At 67.9% G+C, this 15,899-nt stretch carries 12 protein-coding genes; 5 read left to right on the forward strand and 7 right to left on the reverse strand.

The genetic code is table 11. The features are described from left to right. Positions 1 to 42: 42 nt before the first annotated feature. The 7 genes from METUNV1_RS17090 to METUNV1_RS17120 all read right to left on the reverse strand — a co-directional run bounded on the left by METUNV1_RS17090 (position 43) and on the right by METUNV1_RS17120 (position 8,125). Positions 43 to 1,719 carry a nitric oxide reductase activation protein NorD gene (locus tag METUNV1_RS17090; RefSeq protein ID WP_008063956.1) on the reverse strand — a complete coding sequence of 559 codons (1,677 nt, stop codon included), beginning with the start codon at positions 1,717 to 1,719 and terminating at the stop codon, positions 43 to 45. Then, on the reverse strand, positions 1,703 to 2,533 hold the full coding sequence (locus tag METUNV1_RS17095) for a CbbQ/NirQ/NorQ/GpvN family protein (protein WP_008063958.1): 831 nt from the start codon (positions 2,531 to 2,533) through the stop codon (positions 1,703 to 1,705). The genes METUNV1_RS17090 and METUNV1_RS17095 overlap by 17 nt, the downstream gene beginning before the upstream one ends. Next, positions 2,530 to 3,570 carry an aliphatic amidase gene (locus tag METUNV1_RS17100; protein ID WP_008063959.1) on the reverse strand — a complete coding sequence of 347 codons (1,041 nt, stop codon included), beginning with the start codon at positions 3,568 to 3,570 and terminating at the stop codon, positions 2,530 to 2,532. The genes METUNV1_RS17095 and METUNV1_RS17100 overlap by 4 nt, the downstream gene beginning before the upstream one ends. 127 nt (positions 3,571 to 3,697) lie before the next feature. Continuing rightward, positions 3,698 to 4,456, reverse strand: coding sequence for a YoaK family protein (locus METUNV1_RS17105; RefSeq protein ID WP_008063960.1), 759 nt, complete (start codon positions 4,454 to 4,456; stop codon positions 3,698 to 3,700). Positions 4,457 to 4,640: 184 nt separating this feature from the next. Next, positions 4,641 to 6,332 (reverse strand): SulP family inorganic anion transporter, encoded by a 1,692-nt coding sequence (locus tag METUNV1_RS17110; RefSeq protein WP_008063961.1) that lies wholly within the window; start codon positions 6,330 to 6,332, stop codon positions 4,641 to 4,643. Positions 6,333 to 6,519: 187 nt separating this feature from the next. Then, positions 6,520 to 7,335 (reverse strand): spherulation-specific family 4 protein, encoded by an 816-nt coding sequence (locus METUNV1_RS17115; protein ID WP_008063962.1) that lies wholly within the window; start codon positions 7,333 to 7,335, stop codon positions 6,520 to 6,522. 124 nt (positions 7,336 to 7,459) lie between these two features. Beyond that, positions 7,460 to 8,125: a GntR family transcriptional regulator gene (locus METUNV1_RS17120; RefSeq protein ID WP_008063963.1), complete on the reverse strand. Its 666-nt coding sequence runs from the start codon at positions 8,123 to 8,125 to the stop codon at positions 7,460 to 7,462. Between the two features lie 291 nt (positions 8,126 to 8,416). Here METUNV1_RS17120 and scpA point away from each other — a divergent pair, with 291 nt between their 5' ends. The 5 genes from scpA to METUNV1_RS17145 all read left to right on the forward strand — a co-directional run bounded on the left by scpA (position 8,417) and on the right by METUNV1_RS17145 (position 15,885). Continuing rightward, positions 8,417 to 10,570 carry a methylmalonyl-CoA mutase gene (scpA, locus tag METUNV1_RS17125; RefSeq protein ID WP_008063965.1) on the forward strand — a complete coding sequence of 718 codons (2,154 nt, stop codon included), beginning with the start codon at positions 8,417 to 8,419 and terminating at the stop codon, positions 10,568 to 10,570. Beyond that, positions 10,567 to 11,541: a methylmalonyl Co-A mutase-associated GTPase MeaB gene (gene meaB / locus METUNV1_RS17130; RefSeq protein ID WP_008063967.1), complete on the forward strand. Its 975-nt coding sequence runs from the start codon at positions 10,567 to 10,569 to the stop codon at positions 11,539 to 11,541. Before scpA ends, meaB begins: the two co-directional genes overlap by 4 nt. 18 nt (positions 11,542 to 11,559) lie before the next feature. Then, positions 11,560 to 13,092, forward strand: a complete 1,533-nt coding sequence (locus METUNV1_RS17135; protein ID WP_008063968.1) for an acyl-CoA carboxylase subunit beta — start codon at positions 11,560 to 11,562, stop codon at positions 13,090 to 13,092. A gap of 266 nt (positions 13,093 to 13,358) precedes the next feature. After that, positions 13,359 to 15,350 (forward strand): acetyl-CoA carboxylase biotin carboxylase subunit, encoded by a 1,992-nt coding sequence (locus tag METUNV1_RS17140; protein ID WP_008063973.1) that lies wholly within the window; start codon positions 13,359 to 13,361, stop codon positions 15,348 to 15,350. A gap of 151 nt (positions 15,351 to 15,501) precedes the next feature. After that, complete coding sequence (locus tag METUNV1_RS17145) at positions 15,502 to 15,885, forward strand: response regulator transcription factor (RefSeq protein WP_008063975.1); 384 nt, start codon at positions 15,502 to 15,504, stop codon at positions 15,883 to 15,885. Positions 15,886 to 15,899: the final 14 nt, after the last annotated feature.

Raw genomic sequence — 15,899 nt, forward strand, 5'->3', positions numbered from 1 at the left:
CGGCATCGCGGCGGTGCGCGTGTAAGGTAAGGGAAGCCACCTTCATCCCGACTGCAGGCCGGCAAGCACCTGCTGGACGAGGTGCGCCGGGTTGGTGGTGACGCACCGGCCAGGATCGAAGGCGTGCCGCAGCGCGAAGGCCTGTCTGGCCGTGCCGACGTGCAGGCAGCGGACCTCGGTGCCGCGGCGTCGCGCTTCGCGCACCGCCTGTTTCAGGTCTTCCGGCAGATAGCGCGGATCGTGCACGTCGATGTCGTGCGGCTCGCCGTCGGTCAGCAGCAGGATCAGCGGACGGTCGCCGGTCGGATGCGCGACCGCGTGGCGCAGCGCGGCGCCGATGCGGGTCGAGCCGTGGCTGCGCAGGCCGGCGGCGCGGGCGCATACGCGGGCGTCCAGCGCGTCCTCGCGTACGTCCTTCAGATGCTGCACCCGCACCCGGTGCCGGGTATCGGACGCGAAGGCCCACACGCGGGCGCTGTGGCCGATGCGCTCCAGTTCATGGGTCGCAAGCAATGCCGCGTCGCGCAGGTGTTCGAGCAGCGGCCGGCGGTCGGCGCAGGGCTGGGCGGTGGACGCCGAGGCGTCGATCAGCAGCAGCAGGTCACGGCCGCCGTCGTCCGGACGCGCTGCGCGATAGAGCCTTGTAGGCGGCCGGGTGCCGGTGCGCAGCGCAATGCCCGTCTCGATCAGCGCGTCGGTGTGCAGCACCTCGCCGTCGCGTGCGCGGCCGCTGCCCGGACGGCCGGCAGCGCGCAGGCGGCCCGGCGGCAACCGGCGCAGCGCAGACAGCAGCCGCATCCGCAGTGCCTCGCCGTCGACGTTCAGCGGCCGGCTTTCGATCACCGTGCACCAGTCCGGCCGCAGTCGCCCGATGAGCCGGTCCCATTCCGGGTATCGCAGCGTGCGCAGCGGGGCTTCCGACCACAGCGCGGTCGCGCCGCCCTCGCCGTGGTCGGCGCCGCCGGTGGCCTGCGGCGGCGGGCGATCCGCCGTCACCGCGTTGCTGTCGTCACCGCTGCCGTGGCTGTCGGCGTCCTCGCGTTCCAGCGGCGTGGCGGACGGCGGCAGGCTGTCGTCGGCGATCCACAGGTGGTGGTTGTCGTCGCGGTAGGCTGGCTCGACCCGCCAGCCGGCGGCGTTGAAATTCAGCCGCATCTGGCCGAGGTCGTTGCCCAGCCGGGACGCCGCGTCGCGCAGACGTTCCGGCGTGTCCAGCGCGAGCCGGCCGTCGGCCGAGAAGAACATCCGGCGGACCTTGGCGATCCAGGCGTGACCGTCCTCATGTGCCGGGTCGAACAGTGCGTGCGCCAGCCGCAGCAGCAGCGCATCGACGCCGTTGCCGTCGTCCGGGCCGGCGCCATGGAAGGGCGCCCACAGCGTGCGCAGGCCGGGCAGCTCCTGCATCGCCCGCCACTCGACGCGGGCGTCCTCCAGCGTTTCCAGCAGTACGCGCTGCACCGGCTTCAGCCGGGCGCGCGGCTGCGGCTCGCCGCCGTAGGCGAGATGGGCGGCGGCGTGCGCCGCCCGGGCACGGGTGAGCAGCGCGCCAGCCGGCGGCAGATGCAGCACCGGCCGCGCGCCGGCGCACGAAAGAATGGGGCGGGGGCGGTCGTCGGCGCTGTCCAGCCGGGTCAGGCGCGGCCGCACCGACCACAGCGCATCCAGATAGATGCCCAGCGGCCGGCTGCCTGCCAGCGCGGATTCAGACGATGCAGGCATCGACCAGCGCGGTCAGCGCGCTGACCACCTCGGGGTCGTCCGAGAGTGGCACCGCGACGGCCTGCAGGCAGGCGGTGCGCGGCGCTAGCCCTTCGGCGATCAGCAGGCCGGCGTGGATGAGCATGCGGGTGGACGCGCCCTCGTCCAGTGCATCGCCGGCGAGCCGGCGCGTGCGCTCGGCCAGCGTCACCAGTTGCTTCGCGATGCCCTCGTCGACGCCGCATTCGTGCATCACGATGGCCGCCTCGCGTGCCGCGTCCGGGTAGCCGAATTCGAGCGCGGTGAAGCGCTGCCGGGTCGATGCCTTCAGCGACTTGTGCACGCCGTGGTAGCCCGGGTTGTAGGACACGACCAGACGGAAGTCCGGATGCGCGTGCAGCAGTTCGCCGGTGGCGGCCAGCGGCAGCTGGCGGCGCGCGTCGGTCAGCGGGTGGATGAGCACCGTGGTGTCGGCGCGCGCCTCGACCAGTTCGTCCAGATAGCAGATCGCGCCGTGCCGCACCGCGCGGGTCAGCGGGCCGTCCTGCCAGCGGGTGCCCTGACCGTCCAGCAGGAAGCGGCCGATCAGGTCGCCGGCCGAAAGGTCCTCGTGGCAGGCCACGGTGATCAGTGGCAGGCCCAGGCGCCAGGCCATGTGCTCGACGAAGCGCGTCTTGCCGCAGCCGGTCGGGCCTTTCAGCATCAGCGGCAGGCCGCGCGCGTGCGCCGCCTCGAAGGCGGCGACCTCGCCGCCGACCGGCGCGTACCACGGTTCGTCCGCGATGCGCCAGTCGGCCAGCGCATCATCCGGCGCCACGGGGTCGTGCAGCTTCACTTGTGACCGACGGTGGCCGGATTCGGCAGGCCTTCGATCGGGCATTCTTCGGTGCCGACGGTGTCGCGCGTGAAGGCTTCGACCGCCTTGCGCGTGCCCTCCGGATCGTTGATCCACTTCGAATAGAAGTCGTAGGGGCAGGTGGCGACGCCCTTGTCGCCCTCGCGCGAATTGATCAGGCCGGTGTAGCCGCGGTGCAGCAGCTTGAACAGGTGGTTCTCGGACTGGCCGTTCTTGCGGAAATCGCGGATGAGGTGCTTGGACAGCGCGGCGTACTGGATGCCCATTTCCTCCTCGCCGCATTCGCCCAGCGTGCGGCCGTCGAAGCCGACGATGGCCGAGTGGCCGAAGTAGGTGTAGACGCCGTCGAAACCGGCGGCGTTGGCGACCGCGACATAGCAGTTGTTGGCGAAGGCCATGGCCTTGGCCATCGTCACCTGCTGCTCCTTGGCCGGATACATGTAGCCCTGGCAGCGCACGATCAGTTCGGCGCCCTTCATCGCGCAGTCGCGCCAGATTTCCGGGTAGTTGCCGTCGTCGCAGATGATGAGGCTCACCTTCAGGCCCTTGGGGCCGTCCGACACATAGGTGCAGTCGCCCGGATACCAGCCTTCGATCGGCACCCAGGGCATGATCTTGCGGTACTTCTGGACGATCTCGCCCTGGTCGTTCATCAGGATGAGGGTGTTGTACGGCGCCTTGTTCGGGTGCTCCTCGTGCCGTTCGCCGGTCAGCGAGAACACGCCCCACACCTTGGCCTTCCTGCAGGCGGCCGCGAAGATGTCGGTTTCCTCGCCGGGGATGGCGGAGGCGGTGTCGTACATCTCCTTCGCGTCATACATGATCCCGTGCGTGCTGTACTCCGGGAAGATGACCAGATCGAGACCGGGCAGGCCGGATTTCATGCCGACGATCATGTCGGCGATCCTGCGCGCGTTGTCCAGCACTTCGGCCTTGGTGTGCAGGCGCGGCATCTTGTAATTGACGACGGCGACGCCGACGGTATCGGCGCTGCTCGAAATGTCTCCGTGGTGCATGTAAGGCCTCCGCTGCGGAATGGGTGGAAAGGAAGATTCGAGGCTTCCCATTCTGCGAATGCGGCCGGCAGGGCCAATACGGTAAACGACGTATCGGCCGCCGCTGCATCAGCCGTCGCGGCGGCCCTCAGTCCTGCGAGCCGGCGTGTCTTTTCCTGACCACGTCGTCCAGCGCCGGCACCAGTGCGACCAGGGCGAGCAGCACCGCCATCGGCAGCGTGGACAGATAGCCGACGAGCTTGAAGCCGAAGGCGCCGGACACCGCGCCGAGCAGAAAGCTGAAGAGCAGGGCCGAGAGCACGCGCAGACGGTCCCGGTCCGCACGCACGTCCAGTTGCGGGTCCGGCTGGCGGTTCCAGTACGCGAGCTTGCCCAGTTCGATGCCGAGGTCGGTCACGACGCCGGTCATGTGCGTGGTCCGGATGACCGAGTTCGAAATCTTGGTGATCACCGCGTTCTGGAGACCCATGATGAAACACAGCAGCACCACCGTGAACGGCACCAGGAAGGTTTCGTTCGCGCTGAGCCGGGAACCCAGCAGGCCGAACACCAGGATGAGCGCCGCTTCGATCAGCAGCGGCATCGCGTATGCGCTCGCCATGCCGCGCTTGCGGGCGAGGTTGACCAGCATGGCGCTGAACATCGCGCCCGACAGGAAGGCGAGGACGGCGACGATGCCGTCGACGACCAGCGCGAAATGGCCGAGTGCAAGGTTGTCGGCCAGTGCCGAAAGCATGCCGGTGACGTGGGAGGTGTACTGGTGGACGGCGAGGAAGCCGCCGGCATTGATGGCGCCGGCAACGAATGCAAGCACGCATCCGAGCTGGCGGTCGGCGGAGCGTGTCCGCTCGCGACCGATGAGGAATCTGGCGTAGTTCGCTGGCATGTCAGGGCGGGCGTCGGGCGTGTTCCGGATCAGGCCCGGCGGCAGGGTGGTTCGGGTCGTGGCACTGCGGCATCAGGATAGCGCCATTCCTGCACGGTTCCGAAGAAGCGCCGGGCGTCCGCGCGGACGCGGTGGCGCCGGTCCGGATGCGCAGGCCTTCAGGAGGGACGTGGCCGGCGGGTCGTCAGGTATAGCGCGCCTCCGGCGGCGCAGGAGAAATGCGCTGGGCGCGCAGCAGGGCGTCGGTCAGATTGCCGGCGACATTGTCCTCACCCAGCCGCGCCGCGAAACCGGAGCGCTGGATCAGCGAAGCCGGCTGTTCGTTCAGGTCGCACAGGATGAGCGTGGCGCCACGTCGCGCCAGGTTGCGGTGCAGGGTCTGCAGGATGTCCAGCCCGGTGGTGTCGATGCTGATCACCTTGTCGAGGTCGAGGATGACCGCGTCCGGGTGGCCGTCCTGCATCAGCAGCAGGTTCTCCAGCTTGTTGGCGGCGCCGAAGAACAGCGAGCCCGTCAGCCGGTAGGCGAGGATGCGCGGCGTGCCGTCGGCGCGCGTGAGTGCTTCGACGCCGTAGTGCGCTTCCAGCGGCACCCGTTCGATGCGGGTCAGGTCGGACATGCGGTAGATGAAGAACAGGCTCGCCAGCACCATGCCCAGTTCAACCGCCAGCGTCAGGTCGAACACCACGGTGACGAAGAAGGTGGCGAGCAGGATGGTGCGGTAGGGCGCCGAATAGCGGCGCAGTTCCGACGGCGCGAACGCATGCCATTCGCCCATGTTGACTGACACCACGACCACGATGGCCGACAGCGTGGCGAGCGGAATGTGGGCGGCCAGCGGCGCGGCGGCCAGCACGATGGCCAGCAGCACCGCGGCGTGGGCCATGCCGGCTACCGGCGTACGGCCGCCGGTGCGCACATTGGTGGCGGTGCGCGCGATGGCACCGGTGGCGGCAAAGCCGCCGAACAGCGGTGCGGCGACATTGGCGATGCCCTGCGCCATCAGTTCCTGGTTCGGGTCGTGCCGGTCGTCGATCTGGCTGTCCGCCACCCGCGCCGACAGCAGCGACTCGATGGCGCCGAGCAGCGCAATCGCCAGCGCCGGTGCGATCAGCTTGCCGAGCAGGCCGAGCGACAGTGCCGGCAGGCCGATGTCCGGCAGTTCGCGCGGAATGCCGCCGAAGCGGCTGCCTATGGTGTCGACCGGAAGCTGCAGCAGCGCGTTGGCCGCGGTGGCGATCACCAGCACCGCCAGCGGCCCGGGCAGCCGGCGCATCCACGCGATGTCCTTCGCCACCCGGTTCCAGCCCAGCAGCACGGCCAGCGAGGCGAGCGACAGCGACAGCGTCGGCAGGTCCAGCGTGGGCAGCGCGTCGAACAGCGCGCGCATCTTGCCGAAGAACTCGCCCGGCAGCGCTTCGATCTTCAGCCCGAGGAAATCCTTGATCTGCGAAATGAAGATGACGACGGCGATGCCGTTGGTGAAGCCGATCACCACCGACAGCGGGATGAAACGGATCATGCTGCCGAGCCGGAAGGCGCCCATGGCCAGCAGCATCACGCCCGACATCATGGTGGCGATCAGAAGATTCTGAATGCCGTAGTCGGCGACGATGGCGTAGATGATCGGAATGAAAGCGCCGGTCGGACCGCCGATCTGCACCCTTGAACCGCCGAGTGCGGAAATCAGGAAGCCGGCGACGATGGCGGTCCAGATGCCGGCGGTGGGCGACATGCCGCTGGCGATGGCGAAGGCCATGGCCAGTGGCAGCGCCAGCACGCCGACCGTCAGGCCGGCCGACAGGTCGCTGGCGAACGCGCTCCGGCCGTAGCCGGGCAGGGTGTCAAGAAGTCGGGGTCTGAAACTGAAGTTCATGATGTCTCCGCGATGAGAGCGCGCGCCGGTGTGCGCGCAGGAGGCGGTGCGGAGACGGGTGCCCGTGGCCGGTATGGCGCAGCACGATCCAGCGCTTGCTCGGTGTCAGCGGCATGGGCGGAGGTGACGGGTATGCATGCGGAGATTGTCAGGCTCGCCGGCCGGACCTGTCCAGCGGGCCGCCGACTCAGCGGCGCCGGCGCAGCCGGGTCGCGAGCAGACCGAGACCGGCGGCCAGCGTCGCCCAGGCTGACGGCTCGGGCACGGTGGCCACGGCTGCGACTTCGGCCGACCAGTAGGACGGCAGCCTGTCCCACGGATTGCTGATGTCGTCGTCGGTGACATAGACATGACCGACATTCATCGCGCGGGCACGGGCGATGGTGGCCTGCATCGCCGCCGCGTCCGGCACTTCGTAGACCAGGTGGGCGAAGCGCGACGCGTCCTGCGACTGCGTCCAGGCATCGGCTTCGTAGCCGGCGTATTCGGCGGCCGGGCTTTCGAAGGTGACCAGCACGTCAGCGGTGGCCAGATAGCCCTCGGCGGTCTGCGTGCCCGGATTACCGACGATGTAGCCGTCGGCGTCCAGCCCGCGGATGTAGTCGTGCAGCGAGCGGTAGTAACCCAGCTTCGCGGCGTCGTTCGACATTTCGTCGATGAAGATGCCGTCCACGCCATACAGCGTGTAGTAGCGGCTGATTTCCGCCTGCACCGCCGTGGCGCTGCGCGTGCCGTAGGCGGTGTGCACATAGCCGATCACGCGGCCGCCGGCGGCCTGCAGGCCGCTCACCACCGAACCGTAGGCCGGATCGAGCGCCGCGCCCGGGCCGCTGTCCGGATTCAGGATGGCGGTGATGCCGACCCCGGGTGCCGCGGCCGCCAGCGCCTGCCACGAGGCGGCGCCGTCATCGGCCGGGTAGAAGTAGGCGGGCACCAGCAGTTCGAGGGCATGCGCGGTCGGCATGATGAAGGCGAGCAGTGCAGAGACGACGGCGGTTTTCACGGGAACTCCGGAAGCGTGGCGGGGCGGATGCATCCTGCGCCGCCAGCGGCGGGGAGGCAACCGGCTTTACGGCCGGCCGGGCCACATCTGGAGGGTCGCCCGGGCGGCGTCCTCGCGGCAGGCTTCAGCTGCTCAGCGCCTTGCGGCTGCTTTCGATGTGCTCCTGCATCGCGCGACGGGCCGCTTCTGCATCGCGCGCCTGCAGCGCGGCCATCAGTACCCGGTGCTCTTCCAGCGAGGCCACCAGCCGGCCTTCCAGATACAGCGAATCGTGGCGCTGCAGCTTCAGCACCGCGCGCAGGTCGTCGATCATCTGCGCCATGCGCCGGTTGCCGGCGATGTGGTGGATGAGCAGGTGAAAGCGCTGGTTGGCGTCGAAGAAGCGGTCGATGTCGCGGGCGGCCGCGCTGTGCTCCAGCGCCTGATGCAGCCCGCCCAGTTCGGCCAGATCGGCATCGGATGCGCGGCGGGCGGCGCTGGCGGCGCATTCGCCTTCAAGCAGCGCCATGATGGGGTAGATCTCTTCCAGATCACCGCCGCTGATCTGCGCGACGTAGCAGCCGCGGCGTGGCTTCAGCACCACCATGCCTTCGGTGGCCAGCACCTTCAGCGCCTCGCGCAGCGGCGTGCGTGAAATGCCGTACTGGGTGGCCAGGGCCTGTTCGTCTATCCATTCGCCGGGCGCCATGGCGTGGCTCTGGATGAGCCGGCGCAGCCGGTCGGCCACCTCTATGTAGAGCGCACGCGGGGCGATCGCTTCGGCGGCAGGGGTCAGGGTTTCGCTGTTCATGGGCTTGCTGTTCAACCGCGAAAGAGCGCGGAAGAACCCTGCCCGGAGCTGGAGGCGAGGCGCGGGTCGGACCGTGCGCCTGACCTTCCGGCATGCCGGGGCGGGCTCCTTCCGTCTTCATTCACGCCGGAAAGGAGGGACGGGACGCCGCGATTATCGCACCGCAACATCCGCTTGCATTCATAATTATGGATAAAGTATTCTCCGCTGCGCGCTGAGTCAAGCCGGCATCATGCATGCCCGCTCCCGGCGCCGACCCGCAATACGCAAGTACAGCGCAAGGACAGAACCATGGCCGACACGACGGGCAGCGCCCACCCTGAATACGCAGCGTGGCTGAAGGCTGCCGCCAAATCCGCGCCCGGCGGCGACCCCGCCAATCTGGACTGGAAAACGCCGGAAGGCCTGACGGTGAAGGCGCTGTACACCCGTGCCGACGTCGAGGGCCTGCCCAGCGCCGACACGCTGCCCGGCTTCGCGCCCTTCGTGCGCGGCCCGCAGGCCACGATGTACGCGGCCCGGCCATGGACCATCCGCCAGTACGCCGGCTTTTCGACCGCCGAAGAATCGAACAATTTCTACCGCAAGGCGCTGGCCGCCGGCGCCCAGGGCGTGTCGGTGGCGTTCGACCTCGCGACCCACCGCGGCTATGACTCGGACAATCCCCGCGTGGTCGGGGACGTCGGCAAGGCCGGTGTCGCGATCGACAGCGTGGAAGACATGAAGCGGCTGTTCGACGGCATTCCGCTCGACAAGATCAGCGTGTCGATGACGATGAATGGCGCGGTGCTGCCGGTGCTGGCCGGCTTCATCGTCGCCGGCGAGGAACAAGGCGTGCCGCAGGCCCAGCTGTCGGGCACGATCCAGAACGACATCCTCAAAGAATTCATGGTGCGGAACACCTACATCTATCCGCCCCAGCCGTCGATGCGCATCGTCGCCGACATCATCGAATACACCGCGCGCAACATGCCGCGCTTCAACTCGATCTCGATCTCCGGCTACCACATGCAGGAAGCGGGCGCGACCCAGGGCCTGGAACTGGCGCTGACGCTGGCCGACGGCATGGAATACGTGCGCACCGCGATGGCGCGCGGCATGGACGTCGATGAATTCGCCGGGCGACTGAGCTTCTTCTTCGCCATCGGCATGAACTTCTATCTGGAAGTGGCCAAGCTCCGCGCGGCACGACTGCTGTGGAGCCGCATCATGGATGGCTTCGGTGCCAAAAGCCCGAAGTCCAAGATGCTGCGCACCCACTGCCAGACCTCGGGCTGGTCGCTGACCGAACAGGACCCGTACAACAACGTGGTGCGCACCACGGTCGAGGCGATGGCCGCGGTGTTCGGCGGCACGCAGTCGCTGCACACCAACAGCTTCGACGAGGCGATCGCGCTGCCGACCGAGTTCTCGGCCCGCATCGCGCGCAACACCCAGCTCATCCTGCAGGAAGAGACCCACATCACCAATGTGATCGACCCCTGGGCCGGCAGCTACATGATGGAGAAGCTGACCCAGGACATGGCCGACCACGCCTGGGCCATCATCCAGGAAGTCGAGCAGATGGGCGGCATGACCAAAGCGGTCGAATCCGGCTGGGCGAAGCTGCAGGTCGAGAAGTGCGCGACCGAGAAGCAGGCGCGCATCGATTCCGGCCGCGACGTCATCGTCGGCGTGAACAAGTACAGGCTGGACAAGGAAGACGCGCTCGACGTGCTGGTGATCGACAATGTCGCGGTGCGCGAATCGCAGGTGGCGCAGCTGGCGCGCATCCGCGCCAGCCGCGACGCCGCGGCGGTGAATGCCGCGCTGGCGGCGCTGACCGCCGCGGCCGAATCCGGCCAGGGCAATCTGCTCGAACTGTCGGTCGCCGCGATGCGCGCGCGCGCCACGGTGGGCGAAGTGTCGGATGCGCTGGAAAAGGTATGGGGCCGTCACCGCGCGAGTACGCAGGCGGTGAGCGGCGTGTATCAGTCCGTGGTGGCCGATGACGAAGGATGGGGCGCGATGAAGGAGGAGGTCAGCCAGTTTGCCGAAGAGCAAGGTCGTCGCCCGCGCATCCTGATCGCCAAGCTGGGCCAGGACGGCCACGACCGCGGCGCCAAGGTGATCGCGACCGCTTTCGCCGACCTCGGTTTCGACGTGGATATCGCACCGCTGTTCCAGACGCCGGAAGAGGCCGCACGCCAGGCGATCGAGAACGACGTGCACGCGGTGGGCGTATCGACGCTGGCGGCCGGCCACAAGACGCTGGTGCCGCAGCTGATCGCCGCTCTCCGTGCCCAGGGCGCGGACGACATCGTGGTGGTGGTCGGCGGCGTCATCCCGGCGCAGGACTACGACGAACTGTACGGCCACGGGGTGTCCTGCGTGTTCGGTCCGGGTACGCCGATTCCGAAGGCCGCCAAGGACACGCTGGACGCGATCCGGGCGAAGGTCGCGTGATCGACGCCTCCGATCAGTCTCTGATCGATGGCGTTCTGGCCGGCCAGCGCCGCGCGCTGGCCAAAACCATCACGCTGATCGAATCGACGCGCGACGATCACCAGCTGCGCGCCGGCGAGGTGCTGCGCGCGCTGCTGCCACGCACCGGCCGCTCGATCCGCGTCGGCATTTCCGGCGTGCCCGGCGTCGGCAAATCCACCTTCATCGAGGCGCTCGGTCTGGCGCTGATCGCCCGCGGCCACAAGGTGGCGGTGCTGGCGATCGATCCGTCGTCGACGGTCACCGGTGGCTCCATCCTCGGTGACAAGACCCGCATGGAGCATCTGTCGCAGAGTCTGGACGCCTTCATCCGTCCGTCACCGTCGGCCGGCAGTCTGGGCGGCGTGGCGGCGCGCACGCGCGAAGCGATGCTGGTGTGCGAGGCGGCCGGTTTCGACGTGGTCATCGTCGAGACGGTCGGTGTAGGCCAGTCGGAAACCGCGGTCGCCGGCATGACCGACGTGTTCGTGCTGCTGCAGCTGCCGAACGCCGGCGACGACCTGCAGGCGATTAAGAAGGGCATCGTCGAACTGGCCGATGTGGTCGTGTTCAACAAGGCCGACCTCGACGAAACCGCCGCCGAGCGCGCAATGCAGCAGATGAAGGGCGCGCTGCACCTGCTGCGCGCCGCCTCGCCCGACTGGACGGTGCCGGTGCTCAAGGTGTCGGCGGTGAAGCACGCCGGGCTGGACGAGTTCTGGTCGGCCATCCTGCGCTATCGCGACGCCATGCAGGCCAGCGGCGCCTGGGAGGCGCGTCGCAGCCGGCAGGCGCTGGACTGGATGTGGGCGCTGGTCGATCAGGGCCTGCGTCACCGTTTCGAACATCACCCGGCGGTGCGTGCCGCGCTGCCGGACATCCGCGCGGCCGTGGCCGCCGGCACCCTGCCTGCATCGGCGGCCGCGCTGCGGCTGTTGCAGGCGATGGACTGAATTCACGGAGGACTGACGATGCAAGACATCATCCGCAAGCTCGACGAAAAGCGCGAGAAAGCCCGGCTCGGCGGCGGCCAGCGCCGCATCGACGCGCAGCACGCGCGCGGCAAGCTGACCGCGCGCGAGCGTATCGAGGTGCTGCTCGACGAAGGCAGCTTCGAAGAGTGGGACATGTTCAAGGAACACCGCTGCACCGACTTCGGCATGGCCGACGAATCGGTGCCGGGCGACGGCGTGGTGACCGGCTACGGCACCATCAACGGCCGGCTGGTATTCGTGTTCTCGCAGGATTTCACCGTGTTCGGCGGCTCGCTGTCCGAGTCGCACGCGGAGAAGATCTGCAAGGTGATGGACCAGGCGATGAAGGTGGGGGCGCCGGTGATCGGCCTCAATGATTCGGGCGGCGCCCGCATCCAGGAGGGTGTCGCCTCGCTCGGCGGCTATGCCGAGGTGTTCCAGCGCAACGTGATGGCTTCCGGCGTCATTCCGCAGATCTCGCTGGTGATGGGTCCGTGCGCCGGCGGCGCGGTGTATTCGCCGTCGATGACCGACTTCATCTTCATGGTGCGCGATTCGAGCTATATGTTCGTGACCGGCCCGGAAGTGGTGAAGACGGTGACGCACGAGGAAGTGACCGCCGAGGATCTCGGGGGTGCGACCACCCACACCACCAAGTCCGGCGTGGCCGACCTCGCCTTCGAGAACGACGTCGATGCGCTGATGTACACGCGCCGGCTGTTCAACTACCTGCCGCTGTCCAACCGCGAAAAGCCGCCGGTGCGCCCGAGCACCGACCCGACCGATCGCCTCGACCCCAGCCTCGACACGCTGGTGCCGGCCAATGCGAACCAGCCCTACGACATGAAGGAGCTGATCCTGAAGATCGTCGACGACGGCGACTTCTTCGAGATCCAGCCCGACTACGCGAAGAACATCGTGGTCGGCTTCGCGCGCATGGAAGGCAGCACGGTGGGCATCGTCGCCAACCAGCCGCTGGTGCTGGCCGGCTGTCTGGACATCAAGAGCTCGATCAAGGCGGCGCGCTTCGTGCGCTTCTGCGACGCCTTCAACATTCCGGTCATCACGCTGGTCGACGTGCCGGGCTTCATGCCGGGCACCGCACAGGAATACGGCGGCATCATCAAGCACGGGGCCAAGCTGCTGTACGCCTACGCCGAGTGCACCGTGCCCAAGGTGACGGTGATCACGCGCAAGGCCTACGGCGGCGCCTACGACGTGATGAGCTCCAAGCACCTGCGCGGCGACGTGAACTTCGCCTGGCCGAGTGCGGAAATCGCGGTGATGGGCCCGAAGGGCGCGGTGGAGATCATCTTCCGCGAAGAGAAGAACGACCCGGCCAAGATCACCGCACGCGAAGCGGAGTACCGCGAGAAGTTCGCCAATCCCTTCATCGCCGGCAAGCGCGGCTTCATCGACGACGTGATTATGCCGAGCGAAACGCGCAAGCGCATCTGCCGCTCGCTGGCCATGCTGCGCGACAAGCAGATCGAGAACCCGTGGCGCAAGCACGGCAACATTCCGCTGTGATGCAGGGTGCGAAATTCAGTGGGAGCGGCGCCCTCGCCGCGATCATGGCCGGTGATGGCCGCGGTCTCCGTGCAAGCGTCGCGATCGCGGCGAGTCGCCGCTCCCACAGCGCAATTCCGAGCAGACTTCCCGTAGTGGAGCACTGAACATGTTTACGAAAATCCTGATCGCGAACCGCGGCGACTCGCAGCGCGGTCGCGCTGCGAACCCCACTCCTCGCTTCACGCGCGCAGCGTGTGAGGGCGACCTCGCCGCGGAGACCTGCCATGTTTGACAAGATCCTGATCGCGAACCGCGGCGAGATCGCCTGCCGCGTCATCCGCACCGCGCGTCGCATGGGCATCGCCACCGTCGCGGTGTACTCCGAGGCGGACGCCAACGCGCTGCACGTCGAACTGGCGGACGAAGCCGTCTGCATCGGTCCGGCGCCGGCGCGCGAGTCCTATCTGGTCGCCGACAAGATCATCGCCGCCTGCAAGGCGACCGGTGCGCAGGCGGTGCATCCGGGTTACGGCTTCCTGTCGGAGAACGAATCCTTCTGCGAAGCGCTGGAGCGCGAAGGCATCGTGTTCATCGGCCCGAAGACGCACGCCATCGCCGCGATGGGCGACAAGATCGCGTCGAAGAAGCTGGCCAAGGAAGCCGGCGTGAACACCATTCCCGGCTGGAACGATCCGATCGAAAGCCCGGAGCGCGCGGTCGAGATCGCGCGCGGCATCGGCTACCCGGTCATGATCAAGGCCAGCGCCGGCGGTGGCGGCAAGGGCCTGCGCGTCGCGTTCAACGACGCCGAGGCGCACGAGGGCTTCGCCTCCTGCGTCAATGAGGCGAAGAACGCCTTCAACGACGATCGCGTGTTCATCGAAAAATTCGTCGAGGAGCCGCGCCACATCGAAATCCAGGTGCTGGGCGACGCCTTTGGCAAGGTGGTGTATCTGAACGAGCGCGAGTGCTCGATCCAGCGCCGTCACCAGAAGGTGATCGAGGAGGCGCCGTCGCCCTTCATCGACGCCGACACCCGGCGCGCGATGGGCGAGCAGGCGGTGAAGCTGGCCAAGGCGGTGCAGTACCAGTCGGCCGGCACAGTCGAATTCGTGGTCGGTCGCGACAAGTCCTTCTACTTCCTCGAAATGAACACCCGGCTGCAGGTCGAGCACCCGGTGACCGAACTGATCACCGGCCTCGACCTGGTCGAACAGATGATCCGCGTCGCCGCCGGCCAGCCGCTCACCTTCGATCAGGCCGACGTGAAGCTGGATGGCTGGGCGATGGAAGCGCGCATCTGCGCCGAAGACCCGGCGCGAGGCTTCCTGCCCTCGGTCGGCCGCCTGGTGAAGTACCGTCCGCCGGCGCAGTCCGACGCAGTGCGGGTCGACACCGGTGTCTATGAAGGCGGCGAAGTGTCGATGCACTACGACTCGATGATCGCCAAGCTGATCTGCCACGGTCGCACGCGCGACGAGGCGATCGCCCGTCTGCGCGACGCGCTGGACGCCTTCGTCATCCGCGGTCCGAACCACAACATCGCCTTCGTGTCGTCGGTGCTGGGCCATGAGCGCTTCGCCGCCGGTCGCTTCACCACCGCCTTCATCGCGGAGGAATATCCGCAGGGCTTCGACCCGGCCGTCGCCGGGTTCGAGGACGCGCCGCTGCTGCTGGCGGTGGCGGCCAGCGTGCACCAGCGCTACAACGAACGCGCCTCGCGCATCGTCGGACAGATGCCGGGCCACGAGTTCCGCATCAAGCCGGAAGCGGTGGTGCGTCTGCGCGGCGTCGGCCACTTCGTGCAGCTCGAGGTCGAGGGTGACGACCATGTGGTCATGATCGACGGCAAGCCGCATCGGCTGGTGTCCGACTGGAAGGTGTCGGACCCGGTCTATCGCGGCGAGCTCGACGGCCGGCCCTTCGAGGTGCAGGTCGAACGCATCGGTCTGCGCTACCGGCTGCAGCACCGCGGTGTCCGGGTTGACGCCGAAGTGATGAGCCCGCGCGCGGCCGAACTGCTGGCCCGCATGCCGGTCAAGGCCGCACCCGACATGTCGCGCTTCCTGCTGTCGCCGATGCCCGGCCTGCTGCGCGAAGTGAGCGTGAAGCCGGGTCAGGCGGTCAAGGCCGGCGAACGGCTGGCGGTGATCGAGGCGATGAAGATGGAGAACATCCTGCGTGCCGAGCGCGACGGCGTGGTCGAGAAGGTGTCGGCTGCGGCGGGCGAGAGCCTGGCGGTGGATCAGGTCATTCTGGTGTTCGCCGGCAGCTGACCGATGTGGGTACATCACCCACATTTGTAAGACTCAAGCATTCAGCGGCGCACGTCGTTAAGCTTCGGGACGATTTCCTTCCTGAGGCTGCGATGGCGCGCACCGGTTTCCAGTTCTGTCCGTTATTTTCCGTTCCTGTCGGGAGCGGGGCATGACGGCCCGCATCGCGGTGGTCGAGGACCAGCCGGAAATCCGCCAGCTCATCCGGATGACGCTGGAGTTCGGCGAGTTCGACCTGATCGAGGCGGAGAACGCGGACATCGGCTGGCTGCAGATGCAGCAGCAGAAGCCGGATCTGGTGCTGCTTGACGTCATGATGCCTGGCACGATGGACGGTCTGGAGCTGTGCCGGCGGCTGCGCAGCCAGCCGGACACCGCCAGCGTTCCGGTCATTCTGCTGACCGCTCGCGGCCAGCAGCGCGATATCGAAGCCGGCCGCGAGGCCGGTGCCGACACCTACCTGACCAAGCCCTTCTCTCCGATGGAGCTGCTCGACCGCATCGGCGCGCTGCTCGGAGGCACTTTCCCGCGATGACCGCCGGCGCGACT

The sequence above is a fragment of the Methyloversatilis universalis FAM5 genome, from assembly GCF_000214035.2.
Lineage (GTDB): Bacteria > Pseudomonadota > Gammaproteobacteria > Burkholderiales > Rhodocyclaceae > Methyloversatilis > Methyloversatilis universalis.

Excerpts from the sequence above, each read along its gene's own strand:
- METUNV1_RS17100 (WP_008063959.1), bottom strand. The coding sequence starts at position 3,570 with ATGCACCACGGAGACATTTCGAGCAGCGCCGATACCGTCGGCGTCGCC.
- METUNV1_RS17120 (WP_008063963.1), bottom strand. The coding sequence starts at position 8,125 with ATGAACAGCGAAACCCTGACCCCTGCCGCCGAAGCGATCGCCCCGCGT.
- METUNV1_RS17135 (WP_008063968.1), top strand. The coding sequence starts at position 11,560 with ATGCAAGACATCATCCGCAAGCTCGACGAAAAGCGCGAGAAAGCCCGG.
- METUNV1_RS17110 (WP_008063961.1), bottom strand. The coding sequence starts at position 6,332 with ATGAACTTCAGTTTCAGACCCCGACTTCTTGACACCCTGCCCGGCTAC.
- METUNV1_RS17090 (WP_008063956.1), bottom strand. The coding sequence starts at position 1,719 with ATGCCTGCATCGTCTGAATCCGCGCTGGCAGGCAGCCGGCCGCTGGGC.
- METUNV1_RS17145 (WP_008063975.1), top strand. The coding sequence starts at position 15,502 with ATGACGGCCCGCATCGCGGTGGTCGAGGACCAGCCGGAAATCCGCCAG.
- METUNV1_RS17105 (WP_008063960.1), bottom strand. The coding sequence starts at position 4,456 with ATGCCAGCGAACTACGCCAGATTCCTCATCGGTCGCGAGCGGACACGC.
- scpA (WP_008063965.1), top strand. The coding sequence starts at position 8,417 with ATGGCCGACACGACGGGCAGCGCCCACCCTGAATACGCAGCGTGGCTG.
- METUNV1_RS17140 (WP_008063973.1), top strand. The coding sequence starts at position 13,359 with ATGTTTGACAAGATCCTGATCGCGAACCGCGGCGAGATCGCCTGCCGC.